At 70.1% G+C, this 20,910-nt stretch carries 19 protein-coding genes, 2 tRNA genes and 2 pseudogenes; 6 read left to right on the forward strand and 17 right to left on the reverse strand.

What is annotated here, in order from left to right:
• Positions 1-33 precede the first annotated feature (33 nt).
• Together OG975_RS16145 and OG975_RS16150 are read left to right on the forward strand one after the other, a co-directional pair.
• Entirely contained in the window at positions 34-1,350 is a 1,317-nt protein-coding gene (locus OG975_RS16145) for a cytochrome b/b6 domain-containing protein (RefSeq protein WP_406329873.1), read from the forward strand.
• Positions 1,351-2,970 carry an NADH-ubiquinone oxidoreductase-F iron-sulfur binding region domain-containing protein gene (locus OG975_RS16150; RefSeq protein WP_406329874.1) on the forward strand — a complete coding sequence of 540 codons (1,620 nt, stop codon included), beginning with the start codon at positions 1,351-1,353 and terminating at the stop codon, positions 2,968-2,970.
• A 49-nt stretch (positions 2,971-3,019) separates the two neighbouring features.
• Here OG975_RS16150 and OG975_RS16155 read toward each other — a convergent pair.
• Positions 3,020-3,092: transfer RNA gene (locus OG975_RS16155), tRNA-Ala, on the reverse strand.
• A gap of 138 nt (positions 3,093-3,230) precedes the next feature.
• Between OG975_RS16155 and OG975_RS16160 the strand changes: the two genes are divergently transcribed.
• A complete protein-coding gene (locus OG975_RS16160; RefSeq protein WP_406329875.1) occupies positions 3,231-4,412 on the forward strand; it encodes a glycosyltransferase 87 family protein in 1,182 nt (393 codons plus the stop codon).
• Here the strand turns inward: OG975_RS16160 and OG975_RS16165 are convergent.
• Both OG975_RS16165 and OG975_RS16170 read right to left on the reverse strand, forming a co-directional pair.
• Positions 4,381-4,614 (reverse strand): hypothetical protein, encoded by a 234-nt coding sequence (locus tag OG975_RS16165; protein ID WP_010986886.1) that lies wholly within the window; start codon positions 4,612-4,614, stop codon positions 4,381-4,383. The genes OG975_RS16160 and OG975_RS16165 overlap by 32 nt on opposite strands.
• 246 nt (positions 4,615-4,860) lie before the next feature.
• Positions 4,861-6,330, reverse strand: coding sequence for an MFS transporter (locus tag OG975_RS16170; protein ID WP_406329876.1), 1,470 nt, complete (start codon positions 6,328-6,330; stop codon positions 4,861-4,863).
• 119 nt (positions 6,331-6,449) lie between these two features.
• On the opposite strand from OG975_RS16170, the gene OG975_RS16175 reads away from it, so the two are divergent.
• Positions 6,450-7,361: a helix-turn-helix transcriptional regulator gene (locus OG975_RS16175; RefSeq protein WP_406329877.1), complete on the forward strand. Its 912-nt coding sequence runs from the start codon at positions 6,450-6,452 to the stop codon at positions 7,359-7,361.
• A gap of 52 nt (positions 7,362-7,413) precedes the next feature.
• Here the strand turns inward: OG975_RS16175 and OG975_RS16180 are convergent.
• The 7 genes from OG975_RS16180 to OG975_RS16210 form a co-directional block, all read right to left on the reverse strand.
• Positions 7,414-7,486, reverse strand: a tRNA-Ala gene (locus tag OG975_RS16180).
• Positions 7,487-7,624: 138 nt separating this feature from the next.
• Positions 7,625-8,287 carry a histidine phosphatase family protein gene (locus OG975_RS16185; RefSeq protein ID WP_406329879.1) on the reverse strand — a complete coding sequence of 221 codons (663 nt, stop codon included), beginning with the start codon at positions 8,285-8,287 and terminating at the stop codon, positions 7,625-7,627.
• On the reverse strand, positions 8,284-8,727 hold the full coding sequence (rsfS, locus tag OG975_RS16190) for a ribosome silencing factor (RefSeq protein ID WP_327428659.1): 444 nt from the start codon (positions 8,725-8,727) through the stop codon (positions 8,284-8,286). The genes OG975_RS16185 and rsfS overlap by 4 nt, the downstream gene beginning before the upstream one ends.
• Before the next feature lie 176 nt (positions 8,728-8,903).
• Complete coding sequence (locus OG975_RS16195) at positions 8,904-10,688, reverse strand: LCP family protein (RefSeq protein ID WP_406329880.1); 1,785 nt, start codon at positions 10,686-10,688, stop codon at positions 8,904-8,906.
• A gap of 16 nt (positions 10,689-10,704) precedes the next feature.
• Entirely contained in the window at positions 10,705-11,271 is a 567-nt protein-coding gene (nadD, locus tag OG975_RS16200) for a nicotinate-nucleotide adenylyltransferase (protein ID WP_381261652.1), read from the reverse strand.
• A gap of 261 nt (positions 11,272-11,532) precedes the next feature.
• Entirely contained in the window at positions 11,533-11,694 is a 162-nt protein-coding gene (locus tag OG975_RS16205) for a hypothetical protein (RefSeq protein ID WP_327428662.1), read from the reverse strand.
• A 130-nt stretch (positions 11,695-11,824) separates the two neighbouring features.
• Positions 11,825-11,986 carry a hypothetical protein gene (locus tag OG975_RS16210; protein WP_406329881.1) on the reverse strand — a complete coding sequence of 54 codons (162 nt, stop codon included), beginning with the start codon at positions 11,984-11,986 and terminating at the stop codon, positions 11,825-11,827.
• 103 nt (positions 11,987-12,089) lie between these two features.
• On the opposite strand from OG975_RS16210, the gene OG975_RS16215 reads away from it, so the two are divergent.
• Positions 12,090-13,241 (forward strand): M48 family metallopeptidase, encoded by a 1,152-nt coding sequence (locus OG975_RS16215; RefSeq protein WP_406329882.1) that lies wholly within the window; start codon positions 12,090-12,092, stop codon positions 13,239-13,241.
• A gap of 53 nt (positions 13,242-13,294) precedes the next feature.
• Here the strand turns inward: OG975_RS16215 and OG975_RS16220 are convergent, their stop codons facing one another.
• From OG975_RS16220 to proB, 5 genes are all read right to left on the reverse strand, one after another.
• Positions 13,295-14,362: a hypothetical protein gene (locus tag OG975_RS16220; RefSeq protein WP_406329883.1), complete on the reverse strand. Its 1,068-nt coding sequence runs from the start codon at positions 14,360-14,362 to the stop codon at positions 13,295-13,297.
• Between the two features lie 147 nt (positions 14,363-14,509).
• Complete coding sequence (locus OG975_RS16225) at positions 14,510-15,154, reverse strand: hypothetical protein (protein ID WP_406329884.1); 645 nt, start codon at positions 15,152-15,154, stop codon at positions 14,510-14,512.
• 185 nt (positions 15,155-15,339) lie between these two features.
• The gene (locus OG975_RS16230; protein ID WP_406329885.1) at positions 15,340-16,626 is read right to left on the reverse strand and encodes a glutamate-5-semialdehyde dehydrogenase; all 1,287 of its coding nucleotides are present in this window, start codon (positions 16,624-16,626) and stop codon (positions 15,340-15,342) included.
• 61 nt (positions 16,627-16,687) lie between these two features.
• Entirely contained in the window at positions 16,688-17,167 is a 480-nt protein-coding gene (locus tag OG975_RS16235) for a hypothetical protein (RefSeq protein WP_327435018.1), read from the reverse strand.
• Positions 17,168-17,426: 259 nt separating this feature from the next.
• Complete coding sequence (gene proB / locus OG975_RS16240) at positions 17,427-18,533, reverse strand: glutamate 5-kinase (protein WP_406336290.1); 1,107 nt, start codon at positions 18,531-18,533, stop codon at positions 17,427-17,429.
• Positions 18,534-18,799: 266 nt separating this feature from the next.
• Between proB and OG975_RS16245 the strand changes: the two are divergent.
• Positions 18,800-19,146: pseudogene (locus OG975_RS16245) on the forward strand (hypothetical protein); the annotation flags it as partial.
• Between the two features lie 31 nt (positions 19,147-19,177).
• Here the strand turns inward: OG975_RS16245 and OG975_RS16250 are convergent.
• Both OG975_RS16250 and OG975_RS16255 read right to left on the reverse strand, forming a co-directional pair.
• Positions 19,178-20,429: pseudogene (locus OG975_RS16250) on the reverse strand (IS3 family transposase).
• Positions 20,401-20,715 (reverse strand): hypothetical protein, encoded by a 315-nt coding sequence (locus OG975_RS16255; protein WP_406329886.1) that lies wholly within the window; start codon positions 20,713-20,715, stop codon positions 20,401-20,403. Before OG975_RS16255 ends, OG975_RS16250 begins: the two are co-directional and overlap by 29 nt.
• Between the last annotated feature and the right edge of the window lie 195 nt (positions 20,716-20,910).

Below are 20,910 nucleotides of genomic sequence, written 5' to 3' on the forward strand. Positions count from 1 at the left end.
ACCGCTTCCCCGAACCGTTGGGAGTAACCCCCCATGAACCCTCGTCGCAACAACAGCTCGATACCCCGACCGGGCCGCTCGGCCTACGGGGCGCTGACGGCTGCCGCCTTGTTGCTCATACCCATGGTCGTGCTGGTCGGAGGCGACGGCCTGCGCGACTTCCTCAACTTCGGCGCCGGCGTGTTGTCGCTGGTCGCTCTCACCTGCTCCGTGGTGTGGGGCCTCGTCGCCACCGACCGGCTGTTCCTCGACACGCGTCAGCGACTGGTCGCCCAGGCCGTGCACAGGACGACCGCGATCTCCTCGGTCGCCTTCCTCCTGCTGCACATCACGGTCAAGCTGGCCCTCGACCACACCACGCTGGTCGCCGCGCTGATCCCCTTCGGGCTCGGCATCACGGGCACCAACGGACTCATCGGCTTCGGCTCCCTGGCCGGCCTTCTGATGATCTTCACGGCCATCACCGGCGCGCTGCGCAGCGCCTTCGCGTCCCCCGCGCCGGTCGCGGCGCGCTGGCGGGCCGTGCACATGCTGGCGTATCCGGCCTGGTGCTCGGCCCTGGTGCACGGCCTGTACGCGGGGCGCCCCGCGAAGACATACGTCACCGTGCTCTACAGCCTGTGCCTGGTCGCCGTGATGGCCGCCCTGGCACTGCGCTCGGCCTCCGGCCCCTTCAAGCGCAAGGTCGCCGACCGGATCCTGGCGATCATCGGGGACAACAACAGCCCCGGCGCCCGCGCAGCCCGCGAGGACCTGGAGGCATCCCGTGCCGCCGCCGCGGAATCCCCGCTGCCGGGCTTCACCGCGCGCTCCGCGCAGCCCCAGTCCCGGGGGGACTCGTTCGTGCCCCCGCAGCGCGCGGGGGGTTCCGCTTCGCCGCTGTACGAGACCGCGTCCGACCCCGCCTCCACGGGCAGCATGCCCGGCTTCGCGGCCGCCTACCGGGCCACCTCGGGCGGGGCGCCCGGCGGGGGCAGCTTCGGGGCCACCCCGACCGAGCGCTTCCAGATGCCGATGGACATGCAGCCCACGGAGTCTTTCCAGCGCGTCGACGGCAGCAGCCCCTCGGGCAGTTGGCCCATCCCCTCCCCGCCCCCCGTCGGCGAGGCGCCCCAATCGGCGTACGACCCCCTCAACGACACGGGATTCAACATCCCTGTCTATGACAATTCGGCCGCCAACGCCTACGGCACGAGTGACGTGTACGACACCGGTGAGACGAACCCCGCCTACGGCACGTACAACACGAACGACACGTACGACAGCGGTCCCACGACTGACGTACTGCCGGGCGCCTTCGACGCTCCTGGCTCCGGTGAACCATGGAACGCCCCTTCCGGAGGCTTTTAAGTGAACGAGGCCCTGCCCGACGTCCCGGAGGTCCGCGTCGTCGGACTTCCGCAGCTCACGTCGGGTTTCGACCTGGTTGAACGACTGGATCTCCCCATGCACCTCAAGGTGCACGGGCCGCTCGAACCGATGGGCGGCGAGCAGCTGGCAGGCCTCGCCGAGGCGATCTCCCTGAAGGGCCGCGGCGGCGCGGGCTTCCCGTTCGCCAAGAAGCTGCGTTCGGTCGCGGAGTCGGCCATCAAGAAGGGCATCCGCCCCGTGGTGGTCGTCAACGGAAGTGAGGACGAACCTGCCTGCCGCAAGGACACGGTCCTCATCAACCGTGCCCCGCACCTCATCCTGGACGGCGCCCTGCTGGCCGCGGAGGCCATGGGCGCGCGCACCCTTGTGATCGGTGTGACCCGCGAGTCCACCCAGCGGTCCATGGAAGCCGCGCTGGCAGAACGCGGACTGAGCAACCGGCGCGGATCGGCCCTCCGCGCGCGCGTGCAGCGCAACCCGGTGCGCATGGTGACCGGAGCGGCGGCTTCGCTGATCCGCTCCATCGACGGCGGCCCGGCGATCCCGCCCGGCCGCAAGATCAGCGCGTCACAGACCGGCGTCGGCGGCGCGCCCACCCTGCTGTCCAACGCCGAGACGTTCGCCCAGCTGGCCATCGCAGCGCGCATCGGGCCCGACCGCTATCGCAACACCGGCCTGTACGACGAGCCGGGCACCGTCATGCTCACCGTCTCCGGCGCGGTCGCCCGCCCCATGGTGATCGAGGTCCCGACCGGTGTGCCGCTGCGGTACGTGCTCCAGCTGGCCGGCGCTCCGCCCATGCCGCAGGGTGTGCTGACCGGCGGCTACCACGGCAAGTGGCTGGACGCGGCGACGGTCAACGAGGCGATCGTCTCGCGCAACTCCCTGGACGCGGTGGGCGGCGCGCTCGGCGCGGGCGCGATCCTCCCGATCACCCAGCAGACGTGCCCGCTGGGTGAATCACTGCGGGTGGCGCAATGGCTGGCCGAGGAGAGCGCGGGACAGTGCGGTCCCTGCTATCTGGGTCTGCCCGCCGCGGCGCGCGGCCTGGAGGACATCCTCAACGGCGGCGGCCCGGCCGCCCTGGAGGCCGTGAAGCAGGTCGCCAAGGCCGTGAAGCGGCGCGGCGCCTGCTCGCACCCGGACGGCTCGGCGATGTTCATCGAGTCGACCCTCAAGGCGTTCACGGACGACCTGGCCGCGCATGTCCTCGGCAACGGCTGTGGAAGGCCCGTGGAAGGCGTTCTGCCGCTCTTCGAGGGCGGCCAGGCCCCGACGGGCATCCCGGGCGGCCAGGGGCAGGAGGAGGCCGGTCCCAGCCGTCAGAAGATCTACGTCGACTGGACGCTGTGCCGTGGCCATGGACTGTGCGCGGACATCCTCCCGGAGGTCTTCGAACTGGGCGCCGACGGCTTCCCGACCGTCGCGCAGGCGCAGGTGCCCCGGTACGCGGAGGCGAAGGCCCTGCGCGCCGTGCGCCGCTGCCCGGCGCTCGCACTGCGCATCGAGGAGGACACCCGGTCCTCCGCGCCGGCGCGCAACAACCTGCCGGTCCTGTCCCAGGGGCGCGGCCGCCGCGCGCTCGGCAGCGGCCGCTGAACACGAAGAAGCGGGCCACCCTGATCGGGTGGCCCGCTTTCAACGTCTGTGGAGCTAAGGAGAATTGAACTCCTGACCTCCTGCATGCCATGCAGGCGCTCTACCAACTGAGCTATAGCCCCTTGTGGCCATGCGGCGAAGCCGCATATGGACCGTGTCGCCCGGTTTCCCCGGCGGCGACGCCAACATTACACGGTCCCCCGGGTGCACCACCAAATCGTTTCCCTTCTGTACGGATTCGGGGGCTAGTGTCGGCCTTCGTGACCGTGATCGCGCTCCCCCGTGTCCGCCGTGCGCCCGTCGCCCTGGGGGTGTGCCTGCTGTCGTTCGCGGCCTTCTGGTGCGCGCAGCGGGCCGCACACGTGTCGATGATCGACCTGATGGTGTACCGCGCGGAGGGTGAGACGGTCCGGGCGGGCGGTGACCTCTACGCGCTGCGCACGACCGGGGCCCATCTGCCCACCACGTACCCGCCGTTCGCGGCGCTGCTGTTCACACCGCTGACGCTGCTGGACACGGCGGGCATGCGCACACTGGCGACGGCCGGAAACCTGGCCCTTCTTGTGGTGTTCGTGGCCCTCTCGCTGCGACTCGTGGGCCACGCGCGCGTGGAGTGCGTCTGGTGGATCGCGGCGGCCGCCGTGTGGTGCGAACCGGTCTGGACGACACTGCGGTACGGCCAGGTCAATCTGCTGCTGGCCGTCCTGGTGCTGTGGGACCTGTCACGGCGGCCCGGACATCGGTGCGCCGGTGTGGGCATCGGGATCGCGGCGGCGATCAAGCTGACGCCCGCGCTCTTCGCGGTGTTCCTCCTGGTCGCCGGTGTCGTGGAGCACACAAGGCGGGGCTCCGGAGGGCGGTGGCTGCGGCACGCGCGCGGGGCCGCCGTCGCGTTCGCCGGGGCGACGCTGCTGGCGGCCGCCGTCCTGCCGCACGACTCCTGGCGCTTCTGGACCCGCATGGTCTTCGAGGCGGGCCGGGTCGGGCTCGTCGAGGACACCGCGAACCAGTCGCTGCGCGGCGTCCTGGCCCGGCTGTTGCACACCACGGAGCCCGGCACCCGGTGGATCGCGGCGGCGGCCCTTGCGGGCGCCGCGGGCCTGGCGGTCGCCGTGGCCGCCGAGCTGCGCGGGCGGCGGGACTGGGCGACGGTCGCCTGCGCGGTGACAGCGCTGCTGGTGAGTCCCGTGTCGTGGTCGCACCACTGGGTGTGGTGCGTGCCCATGGTCCTGGTCCTCGCGGCGACGAACCGGACGGCCGCCTTCTGCACCGCCCTGGCCTTCTGCACGTACGCGATGTGGTGGGTGCCACATGGGCCGGGCAGGCTCGAACTGCACCAGACGGGCGGCGAGTTGACGTTGTCGGCCCTCTACGTGGCAGCCGGTTTGGCGTTCCTGACCCTGATCGGGGTCAGGCTGTGGCGAACGAGTAGAACCGTTTGAGCGTGCAGTGCTCGTCGAGGAGCCGCCCGTAGATCGGCTCGCCCTCCAGCTCGCGGTACGTCTCGATGGGGTCGCCTTTTATGATCAGCGCCCGCGCGCACTCCTCGCACCAGTACTGGTAGTCGTGGTTGACCGGTTCCATGTCGCGGACGATTGGCGTACCACTGCCGCACCAATCGCACTTCCGCCTGTGTGCACCCATCGATCAGCTCCAGCTGTGGCCGCAGGCCGTGCACACGTAGGAGATCCCACCGTTGTCACCGAGGACCTGGGCGACGTGGACCGATCCGCAGGAAGGGCAGTTGAGAAGAGTGGCTTTCTTCCGTTTCGGTGCCACTTCGAGGCGATCATGGACCTCCTCGAGGATGCTCGCAGGCATCGCTTCTCCCTCCCGTCGGGCCGCGCCCCCTTCCGGCCGTTTGATTCTGCCACGGCCGGAGCAATACGGTCAGCGACGCCTTCGTACCAGTCCGGACACGGCACCCAGCGTGGCCGTCGCGGCCAGCGCATACGTGCACGCGAGGAGCGCGTCCGCAGAGGTATACGCCCCGGGGGCCCCAAGTGACTCAAGCCGGTTCAAGAAGAGTGTGCCGAAGGCCGCGACACCGATCAGCTGACCGAGCTGGGTGACCGTGACGAGCAGCCCACTGGCATCCGCCGCGTCCTCGGGCCGCACCGTGGCCAGGGCCTTGGCGAGCGTGGGACTGAAACCGAGCGCGAGGCCCGCGCCGACACCCGCGAACGCGACGTAGAGCCACAGGCCGCCGTCCCCTCCGTCCTTCAGTACGCGTCCGACGCCGGCCACCGAGACGGCGGCGATCATGAACCCGGCCGGGATCAAGGCCCGTTGCCAGGCGGCGGGCCAGTTGCGCCAGGTCAGACCGACCAGGCCGAAGACCACCGCGGTCGGCGCGAAGGTGAGTCCCGCGCGCAGGGCGCTGTAGCCGAGGCCGCCTTGGACATGCAGAGTGAGCGCGAACAGGAATCCCGCGTTGACCGCCATCACGGCCAGCAGCCGGAAGACCGCGAGGCCGACGCCGGGGTGGCACAGCACCCTCGGCGCGATCAGCGGCGCCCCGCCCCGCCGGGCCAGCCGGGACTCGTACAGACAGAACGCGATGAAGAACACCGCGGCCGCACCCAGCGACAGCCAGGACCACAGCGGCCAGTCCTCCTCCTGCCCGAGCACGAGCGGCACGGTGAAGAGGGAGACGGCGGCGGCGAGCAGAACGAGCCCGGGCAGGTCGAGACCGCGCGAGCGCTCAAGGGCGTGTACGTCGTCCCGCGGCAGTACGCGGCTGCCGACGGCCAGGAGTACGAGGCCCACCGGCACGTTCACCAGGAACACCGGCCGCCAGCCGGTGCCGAACAGGTCGGCGCTGACCAGGACGCCGCCCAGCACCTGTCCGGCCGCGGCGCCGGTGGCGAGGACGGCCGAGTAGGCGCCGAGGGCGCGGGCCCGTGCCTCGCCGGTGAAGTTGCGCTGGATCAGGCTGAGCACCTGCGGGATCATCACGGCCGATCCGGCGCCCTGGACCAGCCGGAAGGCGATCAACTCCCCTGTTCCCCGGGCGAGTCCACAGGCCAGCGAGGCCGCGGTGAACAGCGCGAGGCCGGCCAGATAGACCCGCCGGTGGCCGAGCCGGTCACCCAGCCGCGCTCCGGTGATCAGCAGCACGGCGTACGAGATGGAGTATCCGGCGACCACCAGCTGCAGTCCGGCGCCGGACGCGTGGAGTTCGGAACCGATCGTGGGCACCGCGACGTTCACGATGAAGACGTCGAGCAATGCCATGAACTGGCCCGCGAGCACGACCGCGAGCAGCCGTCCGGGCCGATTGTCAGTGCCGGGGTCTTTACTGGTCTCAGGACTTGGACCGCGTGCGGGACCTGTTCCCGCGGGGGTTGTCGTCGTCATGCGATCGAGCGTGATGCCGGCCGGATACGGGTGACGAGAGCCCGCCGATGCTGGTACTGACAGCACCTGGCAGCGGACGGGTTCGGCACGCACGATGAGTGACGGGGGATGTGAAGCCGATGAACACGAAGCCGGTGAACAGGACGCAGCGCCGCCGGCCGGAGCTGACCGCTTTCCTGCGCAGCAGGCGGGCGCGGGTGACACCCGCCGACGTGGGGATGCCACCGGGCTTACGACGCCGCACGCCGGGACTGCGCCGCGAGGAGGTCGCACAGCTCTCCGGCGTAGGCGTCACCTGGTACACCTGGCTCGAGCAGGGGCGCCCGATCAACGCCTCGCCTCAGGTCCTTGACGCGGTGGCGCGCACGCTGCGGCTCGACCAGACCGAGCGCGAGCACCTGTACCACCTGGCCGAGGTGCCCTACGAGCCCGATTCCCAGCTCCCCGCGCAGACGGTGGACGAGGAGATCCAGGGCATCATCGACACCCTCGACCCGCGTCCGGCCGCGGTCTACAACTCGCGGTACGACATCCTTGCCACCAACCCCCCTTTCCGCGACCTGTTCTTCGTGCCGCAGACCCTCGACATCGGCATTCCCAACGTGCTGTGGACGCTGTTCACCGTGCCCGAGCCCAGCTGCCCCGTGGTGTTCCGGGACTCCGAACTGCCCTTGATGGTGGCGACGCTGCGGTCCTCGTACGGCAGACATGTCGGCGAGCCGGCCTGGGAGGAGTTCATACGCAGGCTGTCGGCCGCCAGCCCGCACTTCGCCGAGCTGTGGGCGGGCGGGAACGTCCTGCCGCCGGGACCGCGTGTGAAGACGTTCCGGCACGAGGCGGCCGGCGAGATGCGGATGACCTCGGTGTCGCTGTCCGTCGACGGGATGGCGGAGTGCCGGATCGTGGTGTACACACCGGCCGATGAGGAGGCGGGACGGGCGCTGGCTCTTCTTCGGGACCGGCGGGAGCGGTTGTGGCCACCGACACATGCTCAGGCAGTCGCAGGGACACGAAAAATCCCGCTCCCCTGAGGGGAACGGGATCTTCACCACTGATCTTTGACAACTCAAGAGAGTCGATCTGTGGAGCTAAGGAGAATTGAACTCCTGACCTCCTGCATGCCATGCAGGCGCTCTACCAACTGAGCTATAGCCCCTTGCGTTCTTCCCGCCCTGCGGGGCGAACAAGAAGAACTTTAGCCTGCGACCAGCCGGAAAGTGAAATCCGGTCCTGACGGGCCCGCGGGACCGGACAGGGGGCCGACCGGCGCCGCTCGGCACCGGCTCGGCACCGCTCAGTCGTCGTCGCCGAGCACCGGCTCCGGCAGAGTGCCGGCGTTGTGCTCCAGGAGTCGCCAGCCTCGGGCGCCCTCTCCGAGGACGGACCAGCAGCAGTTGGAGAGGCCGCCGAGGCTCTCCCAGTGCTGGGACTCCAGGCCGAGGAGACGGCCGATGGTGGTGCGGATCGTGCCGCCGTGGCTGACGACCACGAGGGTGCCGTCCTCGGGGAGCTTGTCCGCGTGCCGCAGCACCACGGGGGCGGCGCGGTCGGCGACCTCGGTCTCCAGTTCGCCCCCGCCTCGGCGCACCGGCTCGCCGCGCTTCCAGGCGGAGTACTCGTCGCCGTGCCGGGCGATGATCTCCTCGTGCGTCAGCCCCTGCCAGACGCCCGCGTAGGTCTCGCGCAGGCCCTCGTCGTGGGTGACGTCGAGGTCGGTGAGGGCAGACAGCTCGGCGGCCGTGTTGGCGGCCCGCTTGAGGTCCGAGGCGACGATCGCGTTGGGCTTCAGCGAGGCGAGCAGCCGGGCGGCGCGGCGGGCCTGGCCCACGCCCGTCTCGGTGAGCTTGACGTCCGTGGAGCCCTGGAAGCGGCGCTCCACGTTCCAGGAGGTCTGGCCGTGCCGCCAGAGGATGACGCGGCGGCCCCGGCCCGGCTTCTTCCCGGCCTCGGCGGTCACCGCAGCTCCCCCAGTTCGGCGGAGTCCTCCTCGGCCTGGAGCTTGGCGTGCTCGGCGGCCTTGCCGCGGGTCGCCTTGGCGTCGGCGGGCAGCTCCAGCTCCGGGCAGTCCTTCCAGAGCCGCTCCAGGGCGTAGAAGACACGCTCCTCGCTGTGCTGCACGTGCACCACGATGTCGACGTAGTCGAGCAGCACCCAGCGGGCCTCGCGGTCGCCCTCGCGGCGCACCGGCTTGACGCCGAGCTCCTTGTTCAGCCGCTCCTCGATCTCGTCGACGATCGACTTGACCTGGCGGTCGTTGGGCGCGGACGCCAGCAGGAAGGCGTCTGTGATGGAGAGCACGTCGCTGACGTCGTAGGCGATGATGTCGTGCGCGAGCTTGTCGGCGGCCGCCTGTGCGGCGGCGGTGATGAGCTCGATGGAGCGGTCCGTGGCGGTCACTACGCGGCTTTCCGTCGGCGGTCAGTAATGACTCAAGGGTCTCACGGACCGCCGACGACACCCCACGCGTTTCCTCGGCCCCGTCCCGGGCGCCCCCAGGACGGGTCGCCGATCACCGCGGCGGGCCGCCAGTCACCCGGGGCGAGCCGTCGATCCGCCCCGGGACGTGGCGTCCGTCACCCTGTCGAGCCGCTGGTCACCTTGTAGTCCTGACCGAGGACCACGGACACGTCCGCGTTCGAGGTGAGCTTGCCCTTCTTCACCGAGCTGGTGGGCAGGCCCAGGGTCTTGGCGGCCTCGACGGCGTCGCTCTTCTTGGCGGCGTCGGCGTAGGTGATCTGGGACACGCTCTGGGCGGTGCCGGCCGTACCGGAGTCGAGGAAGGTGTAGCCGCCGTTGACCAGGACGACGCGGGCCTGCTCGGTGGCGGCCTTGTTACCGGTGGCGTTCTTGATCCCGACGCGGACGGCAGCGCCGGCGTCGGGGCTCTTCGCAGTACCGCCGAGCACGTCCTTGATCACGCTGTTGCTGGCGCTCTCGCTCAGGGTGCCGTCCTGCTGCACGGGCAGCAGCGCGGTCTTGTAGTCGCCGCCCTTGGCGAGGTCGGCGAGCTTGGCGAGGAAGGCGCCGAGGTCCTGGTCGGTCAGCGACGGGTCGAGGATCTGCGCCAGGGTCTGCACGGTGGTGGTCGCGGCCTGCTTGTCGGAGGACAGCTTGCGCAGCACGCCCTGCATGACCTGACCGAACCGCTCCAGCTGCGCGTTCTGGGCCTCGCCGGAGGCCCGGTAGGTGGCGTAGGCGACGGCCATCTTGCCGCTGAGGGTCTGGTCCTCGCCCTTCTTCACGAGGGGCGAATCGCCCTTCTTCTTGGAATCGGGGTCCGGCACATTGGCGTTGGTGGTGACGTCGATGTTGCCGACGAGTTCGACGAGGTTGTTCAGGTAGGGGGTGTCGAGGCGCCAGGTGCCCTGGATGTTGGTCCCGAGCACCGTGTCGATCGAGTCCTGGGTCCCGGAGGAGCCGTCGTCGTCGACGGACTTGGCGAGCGTGGTCGTCGAGCCGCTGTCGTCCGCCAGGGCAAGGGAGTTGGGCAGCAGCACGGTGGTGCCCTGCTTGGTGGTGGTGTTGTCGACGAGCAGCGCCGTGGAGGTGCCGCCCCCCTTTGTGTTGTGCAGGTGGACGACGATCACGTCGCGGTTCTGGGCGCCCACGGCGGTCTTCGTACCGGACTTGCTCGCCGAGGACGTGCCGGGCAGCCTGCCCGCGTACCAGAGGTAGCCGACGCCGCCGACCGCGACCAGAGCGAGCACCACGACCAGGGCGACGATCCGGCTGCGGGCACGGCGCCTGGCCTCCTCGCGGCGCTCGGTGCGGTTCTCGGTGAACTTCAGCCAGTCGATGACGTCTTCGGAGTCCGCCTCCTGCTCCTCGACGAAGGCGAACTGCTCAGTGCGGTAGTCCCGGTCGGCCCGGGGCTGACCGGAGCGGGGTTCACCGTCCTCGGCGGGCCCGGCCTGCTGCGGGATGTAGGCGGTCTGCTCGGCGACCCGGGGCTGCTGACCGGTACTCGCGGCACCGGCCGTGCCCGCGGTCTGCCCGTAGGGGTCGTACCCGGTCGAGGTGGTCCCGGCGGCTCCGGGCGCGCCCGCGCCGTACGGGTCGTAGGAGTCGTAGGAGGGGACCGGGGGCTGCTGACCGGTGTCATAGGGCGACACGGTTCGCTGCTGACCGGTGTCATACGGCGACACAGGAGGCTGCTGGCCCGTGTCGTACGGCTGGACGGGCTGCTGCTGACCGGTGGCGTACGGGTCGTAGCCGTAGCCCTGCTGCTGGCCGCCGTAGGGGTCGTACCCCTGGGCAGGCTGCTGCGGCACCTGTCGGTACACAGGCTGCCCGAACTCGTCGTAGCCGACGAGCTCGTACTGGTCGCCGCCCGCGTATCCGTCGTATCGGTCGTTCACCGGTGCCCCTCTCGGCTCACTCGCCGCGGTACAGCTCGCGCTTATCGATGTAGCGCACCACACCGTCCGGCACCAGATACCAGACGGGATCGCCCTTGGCGACTCTCGCACGGCAGTCTGTGGACGAGATGGCGAGCGCGGGGACCTCGACGAGCGAGACACCGCCCTCGGGAAGCCCCGGGTCGGTCAGTGTGTGGCCGGGCCGGGTGACCCCGATGAAGTGCGCGAGGGAGAACAGTTCTTCCGTGTACCGCCAGGTGAGGATCTGGCCGAGCGCGTCGGCGCCCGTGATGAAGAAGAGGTCGGCGTCGGGGTTGAGCGCCTTCAGGTCGCGCAGGGTGTCCGTGGTGTAGGTCGGGCCGCCGCGGTCGATGTCGATGCGGCTCACCGAGAACTGGGGGTTCTCGGCGGTCGCGATGACCGTCATCAGATAGCGGTCCTCGGCCGGGGTGACCTTGCGGTCGGTCTTCTGCCACGGCTGCCCGGTCGGCACGAACACCACCTCGTCGAGGTGGAACTGCGCGGCGACCTCGCTGGCCGCCACGAGGTGCCCGTGGTGGATCGGGTCGAACGTTCCGCCCATGACACCGAGGCGGCGCTTGCCCGGATTCGAGGGGCCGTTGCCGGGGCCTGTCGTCAGCCGCCGCACCGCGCCACCGTCGGCCGCGCCACTCGCACCAGCGTTGGCCACGCCGCTCGCGACACCCGTGGCGGCGCCGGCGGCGCCGCTCTCCGTGTCACTCGCCGGACCGGTAGGCATGTCGTGCTCTCCCATGCGTGCAGACCCTACCGGCCCGGTCTACGGGCTCTGGCCGACAGGGGCCCTGAGCGGGCCCGGTGGGGCTCAGCGGTCGCGGTTGAAGCGCGTGGTGATCCACAGCAGCAGAAGCAGGATGAAGAGGGCGCCGCCGCCGGTCAGGAACGGGCTGAGGCTCTCGTGGTTGCCACCGTTCTCGCCCTCGGCGGCGACGGTGACCAACTGTGCAGCGGTGCTGTGGAAGCTCATCTCGGCAGGACCTATCCGGTGTGGGCGGGATAAAGACGTCGGCCCATCGTATGCGGGTGCCTCGGCCGCGATCACGCCGACTCCGCCGTTGGGGACGCCGGTTGCCGTGCCCCCCTTCGCCGGCGGACGCTCAGTCGTCGTCGCGCTTGTACCCACGCAGCAGGAACCAGGCGGTCAGGACCACCCCGACGAACATCACGATCAGCACGACGCGGAGCAGATTGCCCGGGCCCTGCTTGTCTGCCGCGCTCGCGGCCTCGGTGAGCCAGGCGGCTGCGGGGATGTGCTCCATGGCGGACGACTCCTTCTCTGTACTGCCCGTCCACGGTATCTCCGCCTAGGCTGGGCTCTGCCTTGGGGGCACATAAGGCACTCAGACGCACATGGGGGACCACATGTCCGACGACGGCCACGACCAGAACGGCCACGAGAACGTGCCGAGCAGGCAGCGCAGGCGCTTCGAGGGGATCTCCTCACGGGCGTACGAGCACCCGGCGGACCGCTCGGCCCTGGTGGCCCTGCGCAAGCTCAGCGGCTTCGACACGGTCTTCAAGGCGCTCAGCGCCCTGCTGCCCGAACGCAGCCTGCGGCTGCTGTTCCTGTCCGATTCGGTACGCGTCTCGGACGCCCAGTTCACGCACCTGAACGACATGCTGCGGGATGCGTGTTACATCCTGGACCTGGAGAAGGTCCCGCCGATGTACGTCACCCAGGACCCGCAGCCGAACGCGATGTGCATCGGCCTGGACGAGCCGATCATCGTCGTGACGACGGGGCTCGTCGAGCTGCTGGACGAGGAGGAGATGCGGGCGGTCGTCGGGCACGAGGTCGGCCACGCGCTGTCCGGCCACGCGGTCTACCGCACGATACTGCTGTTCCTCACCAACCTCGCGCTCCGGGTCGCCTGGATCCCGCTGGGCAACATCGCGATCATGGCGATCGTGACGGCGCTGCGCGAGTGGTTCCGCAAGTCGGAGCTGTCGGCCGACCGGGCGGGGCTCCTTGTCGGGCAGGATCTGAGGGCTTCGATGCGCGGCCTGATGAAGCTCGCGGGAGGCAATCACCTGCACGAGATGAACGTGGACGCGTTCCTCGCGCAGGCCGAGGAGTACGAGGCCGGGGGCGACCTGCGGGACTCCGTGCTCAAGATCCTCAACACCCTCCCCCGCACACACCCCTTCACCACCGTTCGCGCGGGCGAGCTGAAGAAGTGGGCCGAGTCCCGCGACTACCAGCGGCTCATGGACGGCCACTACCCGCGCCGCAGCGAGGACAAGGACACCTCGGTCTCGGACTCCTTCCGGCAGTCGGCGGCCAGCTACGCCAGCGACGTGAAGAACTCCAAGGACCCGCTGATGAAGCTGGTCAGCGACATCGCCGGCGGTGCGGGAGACCTCGGCGGCCGGGTACGACGCGGTTTCGGCGGCTTCGCGACCGGCGGCTCGCCGAAGGACACGCCGCCGCAGGGCACCACCGGGACCGACACGGCCACCGAAACCGACGCCACCGACGCTCCCGACGACGAGAGCCCCAACGGCAACGGCTGACCGGGGGCACGCCAACGGGGGCACGCCGCCCCGAGCGCGACGGCCTGCTGACGTCAGAGCTTCGGCTGCGCGCTCGTCGCCAGCGATCCGCACAGTGCCGTCGCACTCCCGGTGGCGTACGGGTCGGTGCCGGCCGGGCCGCCCGCCTTCGCCGTCTGTCCCGCGAGCAGCGGGCGCAGCCGGCTCACCGAGTCGTCGGAGCAGGTGAGCGGCCCGGCCTGGACGTAGGAGACGAGCAGCTCGGCCTGGTGCATGCGCAGGTCGTCGCGGTCGAAGCGGAAGTGCAGCTCGCGCCGGACGGTGAACAGCGAGACCTTGGCCTTCGCGTCCGAGGCCGTCGGCTTCAGCGCGTACACGAAGGTGTGGTCGGCGATGACCTCAAGGGTGTTCGAGTCGAACTCGGCGGCCTGGAGGGAGCCCTGCACGCGGATCTTGCTGTCGGCGAGCTGGGTGCGGCTCGCGTCGAAGCGGACCAGCCAGCCGGTGGGCGCGTGCCGCCCGTCGGCGGTCGGCCGGTCGAAGCTCTGGTCGAACTGGTCGAGCTGCTGCGGGTCGAGCAATATCCGTACGGGCCGGGTGGTGCCGCCGGTGAGCACGTCCGGGTCGAGAGAGGACTCGACGAGGTAGTCCTTCGCCGTGGTCAGGGCTGTGACGACCTGGCTGTCGGAGAAGTGCGCGGTGCGCCGGGAGGCGGGCAGCGTGATGCCCTCGGCGCCGATGCGGAACTGGGCGGCCGGGCTGTGCGCGTACAGCTCGTCGGCACTCGTGGAGCCGGGCACGGCGGTCTGCGGGGCCAGCGGTATGACCGTCATGCGCAGCGGCTCGGGGGGCTGGGCGGTGGGGGTCTGGTACGGGTGGCGTACGCCCATGTAGATCGCGGTGCCGAAGGCTATGGCGATCAGCAGGACGAGGATCAGCGCCTGCCGGGACAGTCCGCGCTGGAGAGCGGGGCGGCGGCGCACTGCCGGGGCGTGGTCGGCCATGCGCTCCTGGGCGGAGAACTCCTGGAGGCGGGCAGCGCGGACGAACGACTCGTCGAAGACGACGGATCGGTACTCGTCCTCTCCACCAGCGGGAGCGCCCTCGGGTGTCCCCTCAGGTGGGTCTCCAGGCCCGCCCATACATTCAGAGTAGGTCTCCGGGAGCCCAGGTAAACGCGGTGGTACACGACAAGTTCTGACAGGTTCTCACCAGGGTCGTCACACCGTTCGACGGACCGTCGTTCCGCCGTTCGAGGGACTGCTGTTCACTCGTTCGAGGGATCGTCGTCAGGGCGTTCGAGGGACCGCCGACACCGCCGGCTGGGAGTAGTCGGCCGAAGCGGAGGGGCCGGTGCTGGCGGTGACCTTGCCCTGGCCCTGCTCCAGGCCCGTGGAGGCCGGGAGCGGAACCTGGTCCTGGCGGCCCGAGGACGCCCCCCGGTACACCGCGGTGAAGGCCAGGGCGACCATGCCGACGCCCATCACGAGAGCGAGGATCCAGGCGACGGGGCGGCGCCAGCGGGTCTGCTTCCCATAGACCCTGCCGTACGTACCCGGCACGCCATAGCGGCCACCCAGGACCTCGGTGTCGTCCAGATCGTCCAGATCGGGATCGTGGCCGAAATCGCCATGGTCATCGGGCCCGAAGCCGTCCTCGTAGCGCTCGTCGTCGCCGCGTGCGCCCCGGGCGTGCGCCCGGCGTGCTTCGGCCTCGGAGGCCTCCGCGCGGGCCTGGGCGGCTGCCAGGAGTCTCTCCACGGCGGTCGGCTCGTGAATCACCGCCGCCCGTACGAAGTCCTCGTCGAAGACCACGGAGGCGAACTCTTCGTCCGCACCCCCGCGGTCGCGGTCGTCGTCGGGCTCCCAGCCGTCAGGGAACGGCGTGCCCCCCACGTCCTCCGGCACGGATCCAGAGTAGACCTGGGGGGTCAATTTGGGCAGACGGTATGGAAATTCATCCGCCTGACGAGACGCGCCTCACGCGGGCCGCGCGCCGCGCAGGACCGGCCCCGCGCCACGGGGCGCACGCCGCTGACCACGCTCCACGCCCCTGCGCCGGACTCGCTCCACGCCTCGGCGCCGGCCCCTTCCTGCCCCGGCGCCGCACGCTTCCCGCGTCAGCGCCGGATGTGCCCGTCCCCCGTGACGATGTACTTGGTGCTCGTGAGCTCCGGCAGCCCCATCGGCCCCCGCGCGTGCAGCTTCTGCGTGGAGATGCCGATCTCGGCGCCGAAGCCGAACTCGCCGCCGTCGGTGAAGCGCGTCGAGGCGTTCACGGCGACCGTCGTGGAATCGACCAGCTGGGTGAAGCGGCGGGCCGCCTGCTGCGAGGTGGTGACGATGGCCTCGGTGTGGCCGGAGGTCCACAGCCGGATGTGATCGACGGCCTTGTCGAGCGAGTCGACGACGGCGGCGGCGATGTCGTACGAGAGGTACTCGGTCTCCCAGTCCTCCAGGGTCGCCTCGACGACGGTGGCCTTGGAGTCCTTGGCGTAGGCCAGGACGCGCTCGTCGGCGTGCACGGTGACCCCGGCGTCCGCGAGGGCGTCCAGGGCGCGCGGCAGGAACTCCGGGGCGATGTCCTGGTGCACCAGGAGCGTCTCGGCGGAGTTGCAGACGCTGGGCCGCTGGGCCTTGGAGTTGATCAGGATGTCGATCGCCATGTCGAGGTCGGCGTTCGCGTCGACGTACACATGGCAGTTTCCGGTGCCGGTCTCGATGACCGGGACGGTGGACTCCTGGACGACCGTGCGGATCAGCGAGGCGCCGCCGCGCGGGATGAGGACGTCGACGAGGCCGCGGGCGCGCATCAGCTCGCGCACGGACTCGCGGCTCTCGCCGGGCACGAGCTGAACGGCGTCGGCGGGCAGCCCGGCGCCGCCCACGGCATCGCGCAGGACCCGTACGAGGGCCGTGTTCGACTCGTACGCCGACGACGAGCCGCGCAGCAGGACCGCGTTCCCGGACTTCAGGCACAGGGCGGCGGCGTCGACCGTCACGTTCGGGCGGGCCTCGTAGATGATGCCGACGACGCCGAGCGGGACGCGGACCTGGCGCAGGTCGATGCCGTTGGGGAGGGTCGAGCCGCGGACGACCTCGCCGACCGGGTCGGGCAGCGCCACGACATCGCGCACGTCGGAGGCGATGGCGCGCACGCGCTCGGGCGTGAGCGTGAGCCGGTCGATGACGGTCTCGCTGGTGCCGGCCTCGCGGGCGCGCTCGATGTCCTTGGCGTTGGCGGCGACGATCTCGCTCGTACGGACCTCCAGCGCGTCCGCGATGGCGAGCAGCGCGTCGTCCTTCTCGGCCCGCGGGAGGGGCGCCAGGTCGGCGGCGGCGGCCTTCGCGCGGTAGGCGGCCTGGGTGACCGGAGACATCGAGTCGTACGGCGAGAGCGTGGTCATGAGGGAAGGGTAGTGCTCCGAACGGGTCCGTTCAGCCGCTGTCCCACACCCCGAGACACCATCAAAAGGGGTGAACTCCGACGGGGGTGGCCGGAAGTGGCCCATACCCCTCCGCGATCCGCTGGTGGTAGGTCTCGCGGTCGATGACCTCCAGGCCGACGATCTCCCAGGGCGGGAGCTTGGCGGTCTGGCGGTGCTCGCCCCACAGCCGCAGCGCGACGGCGGCCGCGTCGTGCAGGTCGCGGGCCTCTTCCCAGTAGCGGATCTCCGCGTGGTCGTTGGCGTACCGGCTGGTCAGCAGAAAGGGGTGGTCGTGGGCCAGCTGTTCGAGACCGCGCCTGACCTCCTTCAGCGGAGCCTCACCGCCCGAGACACTCAGCGTGACGTGCCACAGTCGGGGCTGGTCCGCCGGCTCCTCGCCCTCGTACCTGTCACCGGCCGCGACGCTCGTCAGGGCCCGCTCCTCACCCGCCGCCCGGGAGGCGACACCACCCGTACGGGAGGCGGCACCACCGCGGGACGCCGCCGCCCCAGGGCGCACTCGTCTCACGACGGCCTCCTTTACGCAATGGTCGTAATGGTCGTACCGAATACCGGGGTCTCCCTGCCACAAAGTTGAGCAGGTGGGGAGCCGTCGCGTGGCGGTTTTACGGAACGTCCCCCAGCGGAGGCGGGGGAATCGGCCGTTTACGGGTGTAGTGGACAGCTGTTTTACGGATGGCGCCGGGTACCGCAGAACGGTTGTCTGACGGATGAGGGACCGGACGTCCTACGGCCGCGGCAGCATGCGCTACGGCTCTCTACGGCTCCAGGAGCACAAGGTCGTCCCTGTGCACGACCTCACGCTCGTACGCGGGGCCCAGCTCACGTGCCAGTTCCCTGGTCGAACGGCCGATGAGCTGCGGAATCTCCTTGGCGTCGAAGTTCACCAGCCCGCGTGCCACCGCCCGGCCCGTGCTGTCGCGCAGCTCGACGGGGTCGCCCGCGGTGAAGTCGCCCTCGACGGCCGCGATGCCAGCCGGCAGCAGTGAGGTGCGCCGTTCGACGACCGCGCGCACGGCCCCGTCGTCCAGGGTGAGCGCGCCCTGCGGGGTGGAGGCGTGCTGAAGCCACAGCAGCCGGTCGGCGGACCGCTTGCCCGTGGGGTGGAAGTACGTGCCGGTGTCCCCGCCCGCGAAGGCGTCGGCGGCGTGGATCGCGCTGGTCAGCACCACCGGGATACCCGCGGCCGCGGCGATCCGGGCCGCCTCGACCTTGGTGGCCATGCCGCCGGTGCCGACGCCCGCCTTGCCGGCGCTGCCGATCTCGACGTGCGCGAGGTCCTCGGGGCCGCGTACTTCCGCTATCCGCGACGTACCGGGCTTGCTGGGGTCGCCGTCGTACACGCCGTCCACGTCGGAGAGCAGGACGAGCAGATCGGCCCGTACGAGATGGGCGACGAGCGCGGCGAGGCGGTCGTTGTCGCCGAAGCGGATCTCGTCCGTGGCGACGGTGTCGTTCTCGTTGACGACGGGCAGGGCGCCCATCGCGAGGAGCTTGTCGAGGGTGCGGGAGGCGTTGCGGTGGTGGGCGCGGCGGCTGGTGTCGTCGGAGGTGAGGAGCACCTGTCCGACGCGGATGCCGTAGCGGGCGCAGGAGGCGGTGTAGCGGGCGACCAGGAGGCCCTGACCGACGCTGGCGGCGGCCTGCTGCCGGGCGAGGTCCTTGGGGCGGCGGCGCAGTCCCAGCGGTGCGAGGCCGGCGGCGATGGCGCCGGACGAGACGAGGACGATCTCCCTCTCGCCGCCGCTGCGGGCCTTGGCGAGGACGTCAACCAGGGCGTCGACCCGGTCCGCGTCGAGGCCGCCGGACGCGGTGGTCAGCGAGGAGGAGCCGACCTTGACCACGATCCTGCGGGCCTCGCCCACGCCCTCTCGCACCGCCTGCCTTGCCGCTGACACGCAATTCCCCAATGTTTCGACCAGCCCGGTGTGTGCAATCTACGCGAGCGCGGGCACCGGACGCCTTCGCGTTTCGAGGAACGGACGGCCGCGGTTCCCGTGAGGGGACGATGTGGGACCCCTCACGGGGGCCTCGGCCTTCCTTTTGCGGCGCCCCTTCGCGGGCGCGCCCAGGGGCGGGCCGCACCTCCCACGCTCCCCATCCGCCGCATGCCTTCGCAGAAGCCCAGCCCGTGCCTTCCGTAGGCCTCGCCCCCGCCCCATCGTTCAGCTCACCGCGCTGCTCGTGATGTTCGCGCTCTTCACGGCCCAGATCGTCTCCGCGCTGCTGCCGACCGTTCCGGTGTTCGTCGCCGCCAGTGCGGCCAGCCTCACCCTGGACGTGTATCTGCAGTACCGGGGTCCCGGTCTGCAGTGCCTGCTCGCGCCTCTCGGCAAGGTCCGCTTCGACGCCATCGTGCGGCAGCTGCTGCGCGACATGCTGATCCTGCTGGGACTGCGGCGGATCGACGGCATCGACCCGCTGCACGAGCGGGCGCCGCTGCTGGTCGCGCTCTGCCTCTCCTACACAGCGCACTTCGCCTTGAACCGTTCCGGGTTGGCCGGAGACTCTAGATCTTGTTTGTGACCTGGGGTTTTGTTGCTGTCAGGTAGTAGGTGGCTTCGCATTCGGCTGGCGGGACGTGGCCTATCTCACCGTGCAGGCGGCGGAAGTTGTACCAGTCCACCCACTCGGCGGTCGCCAACTCGACCTGGGCCAGAGTCTTCCAGGGCCGTTGCGGCTTGATCAGCTCGGTCTTGTAGAGGCCGATCGTGGACTCCATCAGTGCATTGTCATACGCGTCGCCGACCGATCCGATGGATGCCGCGATGCCGTCCCGGTCCAGGTGTTCGGCGAGCGTGAACGATGTGTATTGCGAACCCGCATCCGAGTGATGGACCAGTTCCCCGCGCCGCGGCGGAGTGCCCGTCCGGTCGCGCTGCCACAGCGCCATCTCCAGGGCGGCCAGGACGAGTTCGGTGTGCTTGGTGGTTGCCGCGGACCAGCCGACGATGCGGCGGGAGAAGGTGTCCACGACGAAGGCGACGTAGACGGTGCCGGCCCACGCCGCGACGTGGGTGAAGTCCGCGACCCAGGTGCGGTTGGGTGCGTCGGCGACGAAGTCGCGGTCGAGGAGGTCCGGGGCCCGTGTCGCGGCCGGATCGGCCAGCGTGGTGATGACCTTCTTGCCACGGACCGCGCCGGTGATGCCGAGCTCGCGCATGAGGCGTTCGACGGTGCAGCGGGCCACCGCATGGCCCTGCCGGTTCAGGTGCCGCCAGATCTTCCTGGCTCCGTATACGCGGTAGTTGGTGTCGAAGATCTCCGTGATCAGGACCTTCAGTTCCCCGTCCCGCACGCTGCGGGCGGAGGGGAATTCCTGGCGTTGTTTGTGGGCGTAGTAGGTGGAGGGGGCGATGCTGCAGTCGTGCTCTGTGAGTGTTCTGCAGATCGGCTCGACACCGCCGAAGCGGGCCCGGTGCTCGTCGATGAACGCTACGAGCGCAGATGTGGCCGGCCGAGCTCGGCCGCGAAGAAACTCGCCGCGGCCTTGAGGATCTCGTTCGCCCGCTTCAGTTCGGCGTTCTCCTTCTTCAACGCCTTGACCTGCGCGGACTCCTCCGTGGTCGTCCCGGGCCGACTCCCGCTGTCGACCTGGTCCTGGCGGACCCACGTGCGCAGCGTCTCGGTCGCGCCGATGCCGAGCTTGGACGCGACGGCCTTCATCGCGGCCCACTCGGTGTCGTAGTCGGGCCGCACCTCGGCGACCATGCGGACGCACGCTTGCGCAGCTCAGCGGGGTAAGGGGAGGGACGTGCCATGACTCAGTCCTCTCAGAGAATCGAGCCTCCATTCGACCCGGAACGGTTCACCTGCCGCCAGACTGACTTCTCCGGTCTCCATGTTGAGTGCGACGAAATCCGCCTCGTCCCGCTTGCACTCCTTCACGTGGACCCGCACGCGGGGCGCCTGGTCGTCGTTGACCTCCATGACCAACGTGGACACGTTCGCGAGCTCGATCCAGCTCTCACCGTTGATCCAACGGCCGCCCTGTGGACTCCACTTGGGCTCCTGGAGGTCGGACAGCCGCAGATGCATCGACAGCATGTCGTCCCTTTCCGTTGTCGTGTGGCGGGGCGGGGCCCGCAAACGACCCTGCTCAGCTGATGTCCCATCTCAGCGATCACGAGCTACGAAAATCTTGGGAGAACCAAATCTAGGACAGTCCCCCCGGTGGGGCCTGAATGCCTGAAGCTCGGAAATCTTAGGCGTGCCAAAGGAATTCTGACCGCCAATATTCAC

This window comes from Streptomyces sp. NBC_00203 (assembly GCF_045206325.1).
Taxonomy (GTDB): Bacteria; Actinomycetota; Actinomycetes; order Streptomycetales; family Streptomycetaceae; genus Streptomyces; species Streptomyces lutosisoli.

Bases quoted from the DNA above. Each gene is read 5' to 3' on its own strand.
- OG975_RS16145 (WP_406329873.1), top strand. From the start codon at position 34: ATGAACCCTCGTCGCAACAACAGCTCGATACCCCGACCGGGCCGCTCG.
- OG975_RS16165 (WP_010986886.1), bottom strand. From the start codon at position 4,614: ATGGGTGCACACAGGCGGAAGTGCGATTGGTGCGGCAGTGGTACGCCA.
- OG975_RS16170 (WP_406329876.1), bottom strand. From the start codon at position 6,330: ATGACGACGACAACCCCCGCGGGAACAGGTCCCGCACGCGGTCCAAGT.
- OG975_RS16175 (WP_406329877.1), top strand. From the start codon at position 6,450: ATGAACACGAAGCCGGTGAACAGGACGCAGCGCCGCCGGCCGGAGCTG.
- nadD (WP_381261652.1), bottom strand. From the start codon at position 11,271: ATGGGCGGAACGTTCGACCCGATCCACCACGGGCACCTCGTGGCGGCC.
- OG975_RS16205 (WP_327428662.1), bottom strand. From the start codon at position 11,694: ATGAGCTTCCACAGCACCGCTGCACAGTTGGTCACCGTCGCCGCCGAG.
- OG975_RS16210 (WP_406329881.1), bottom strand. From the start codon at position 11,986: ATGGAGCACATCCCCGCAGCCGCCTGGCTCACCGAGGCCGCGAGCGCG.
- OG975_RS16215 (WP_406329882.1), top strand. From the start codon at position 12,090: ATGTCCGACGACGGCCACGACCAGAACGGCCACGAGAACGTGCCGAGC.
- OG975_RS16220 (WP_406329883.1), bottom strand. From the start codon at position 14,362: ATGGGCGGGCCTGGAGACCCACCTGAGGGGACACCCGAGGGCGCTCCC.
- OG975_RS16230 (WP_406329885.1), bottom strand. From the start codon at position 16,626: ATGACCACGCTCTCGCCGTACGACTCGATGTCTCCGGTCACCCAGGCC.
- OG975_RS16255 (WP_406329886.1), bottom strand. From the start codon at position 20,715: ATGCTGTCGATGCATCTGCGGCTGTCCGACCTCCAGGAGCCCAAGTGG.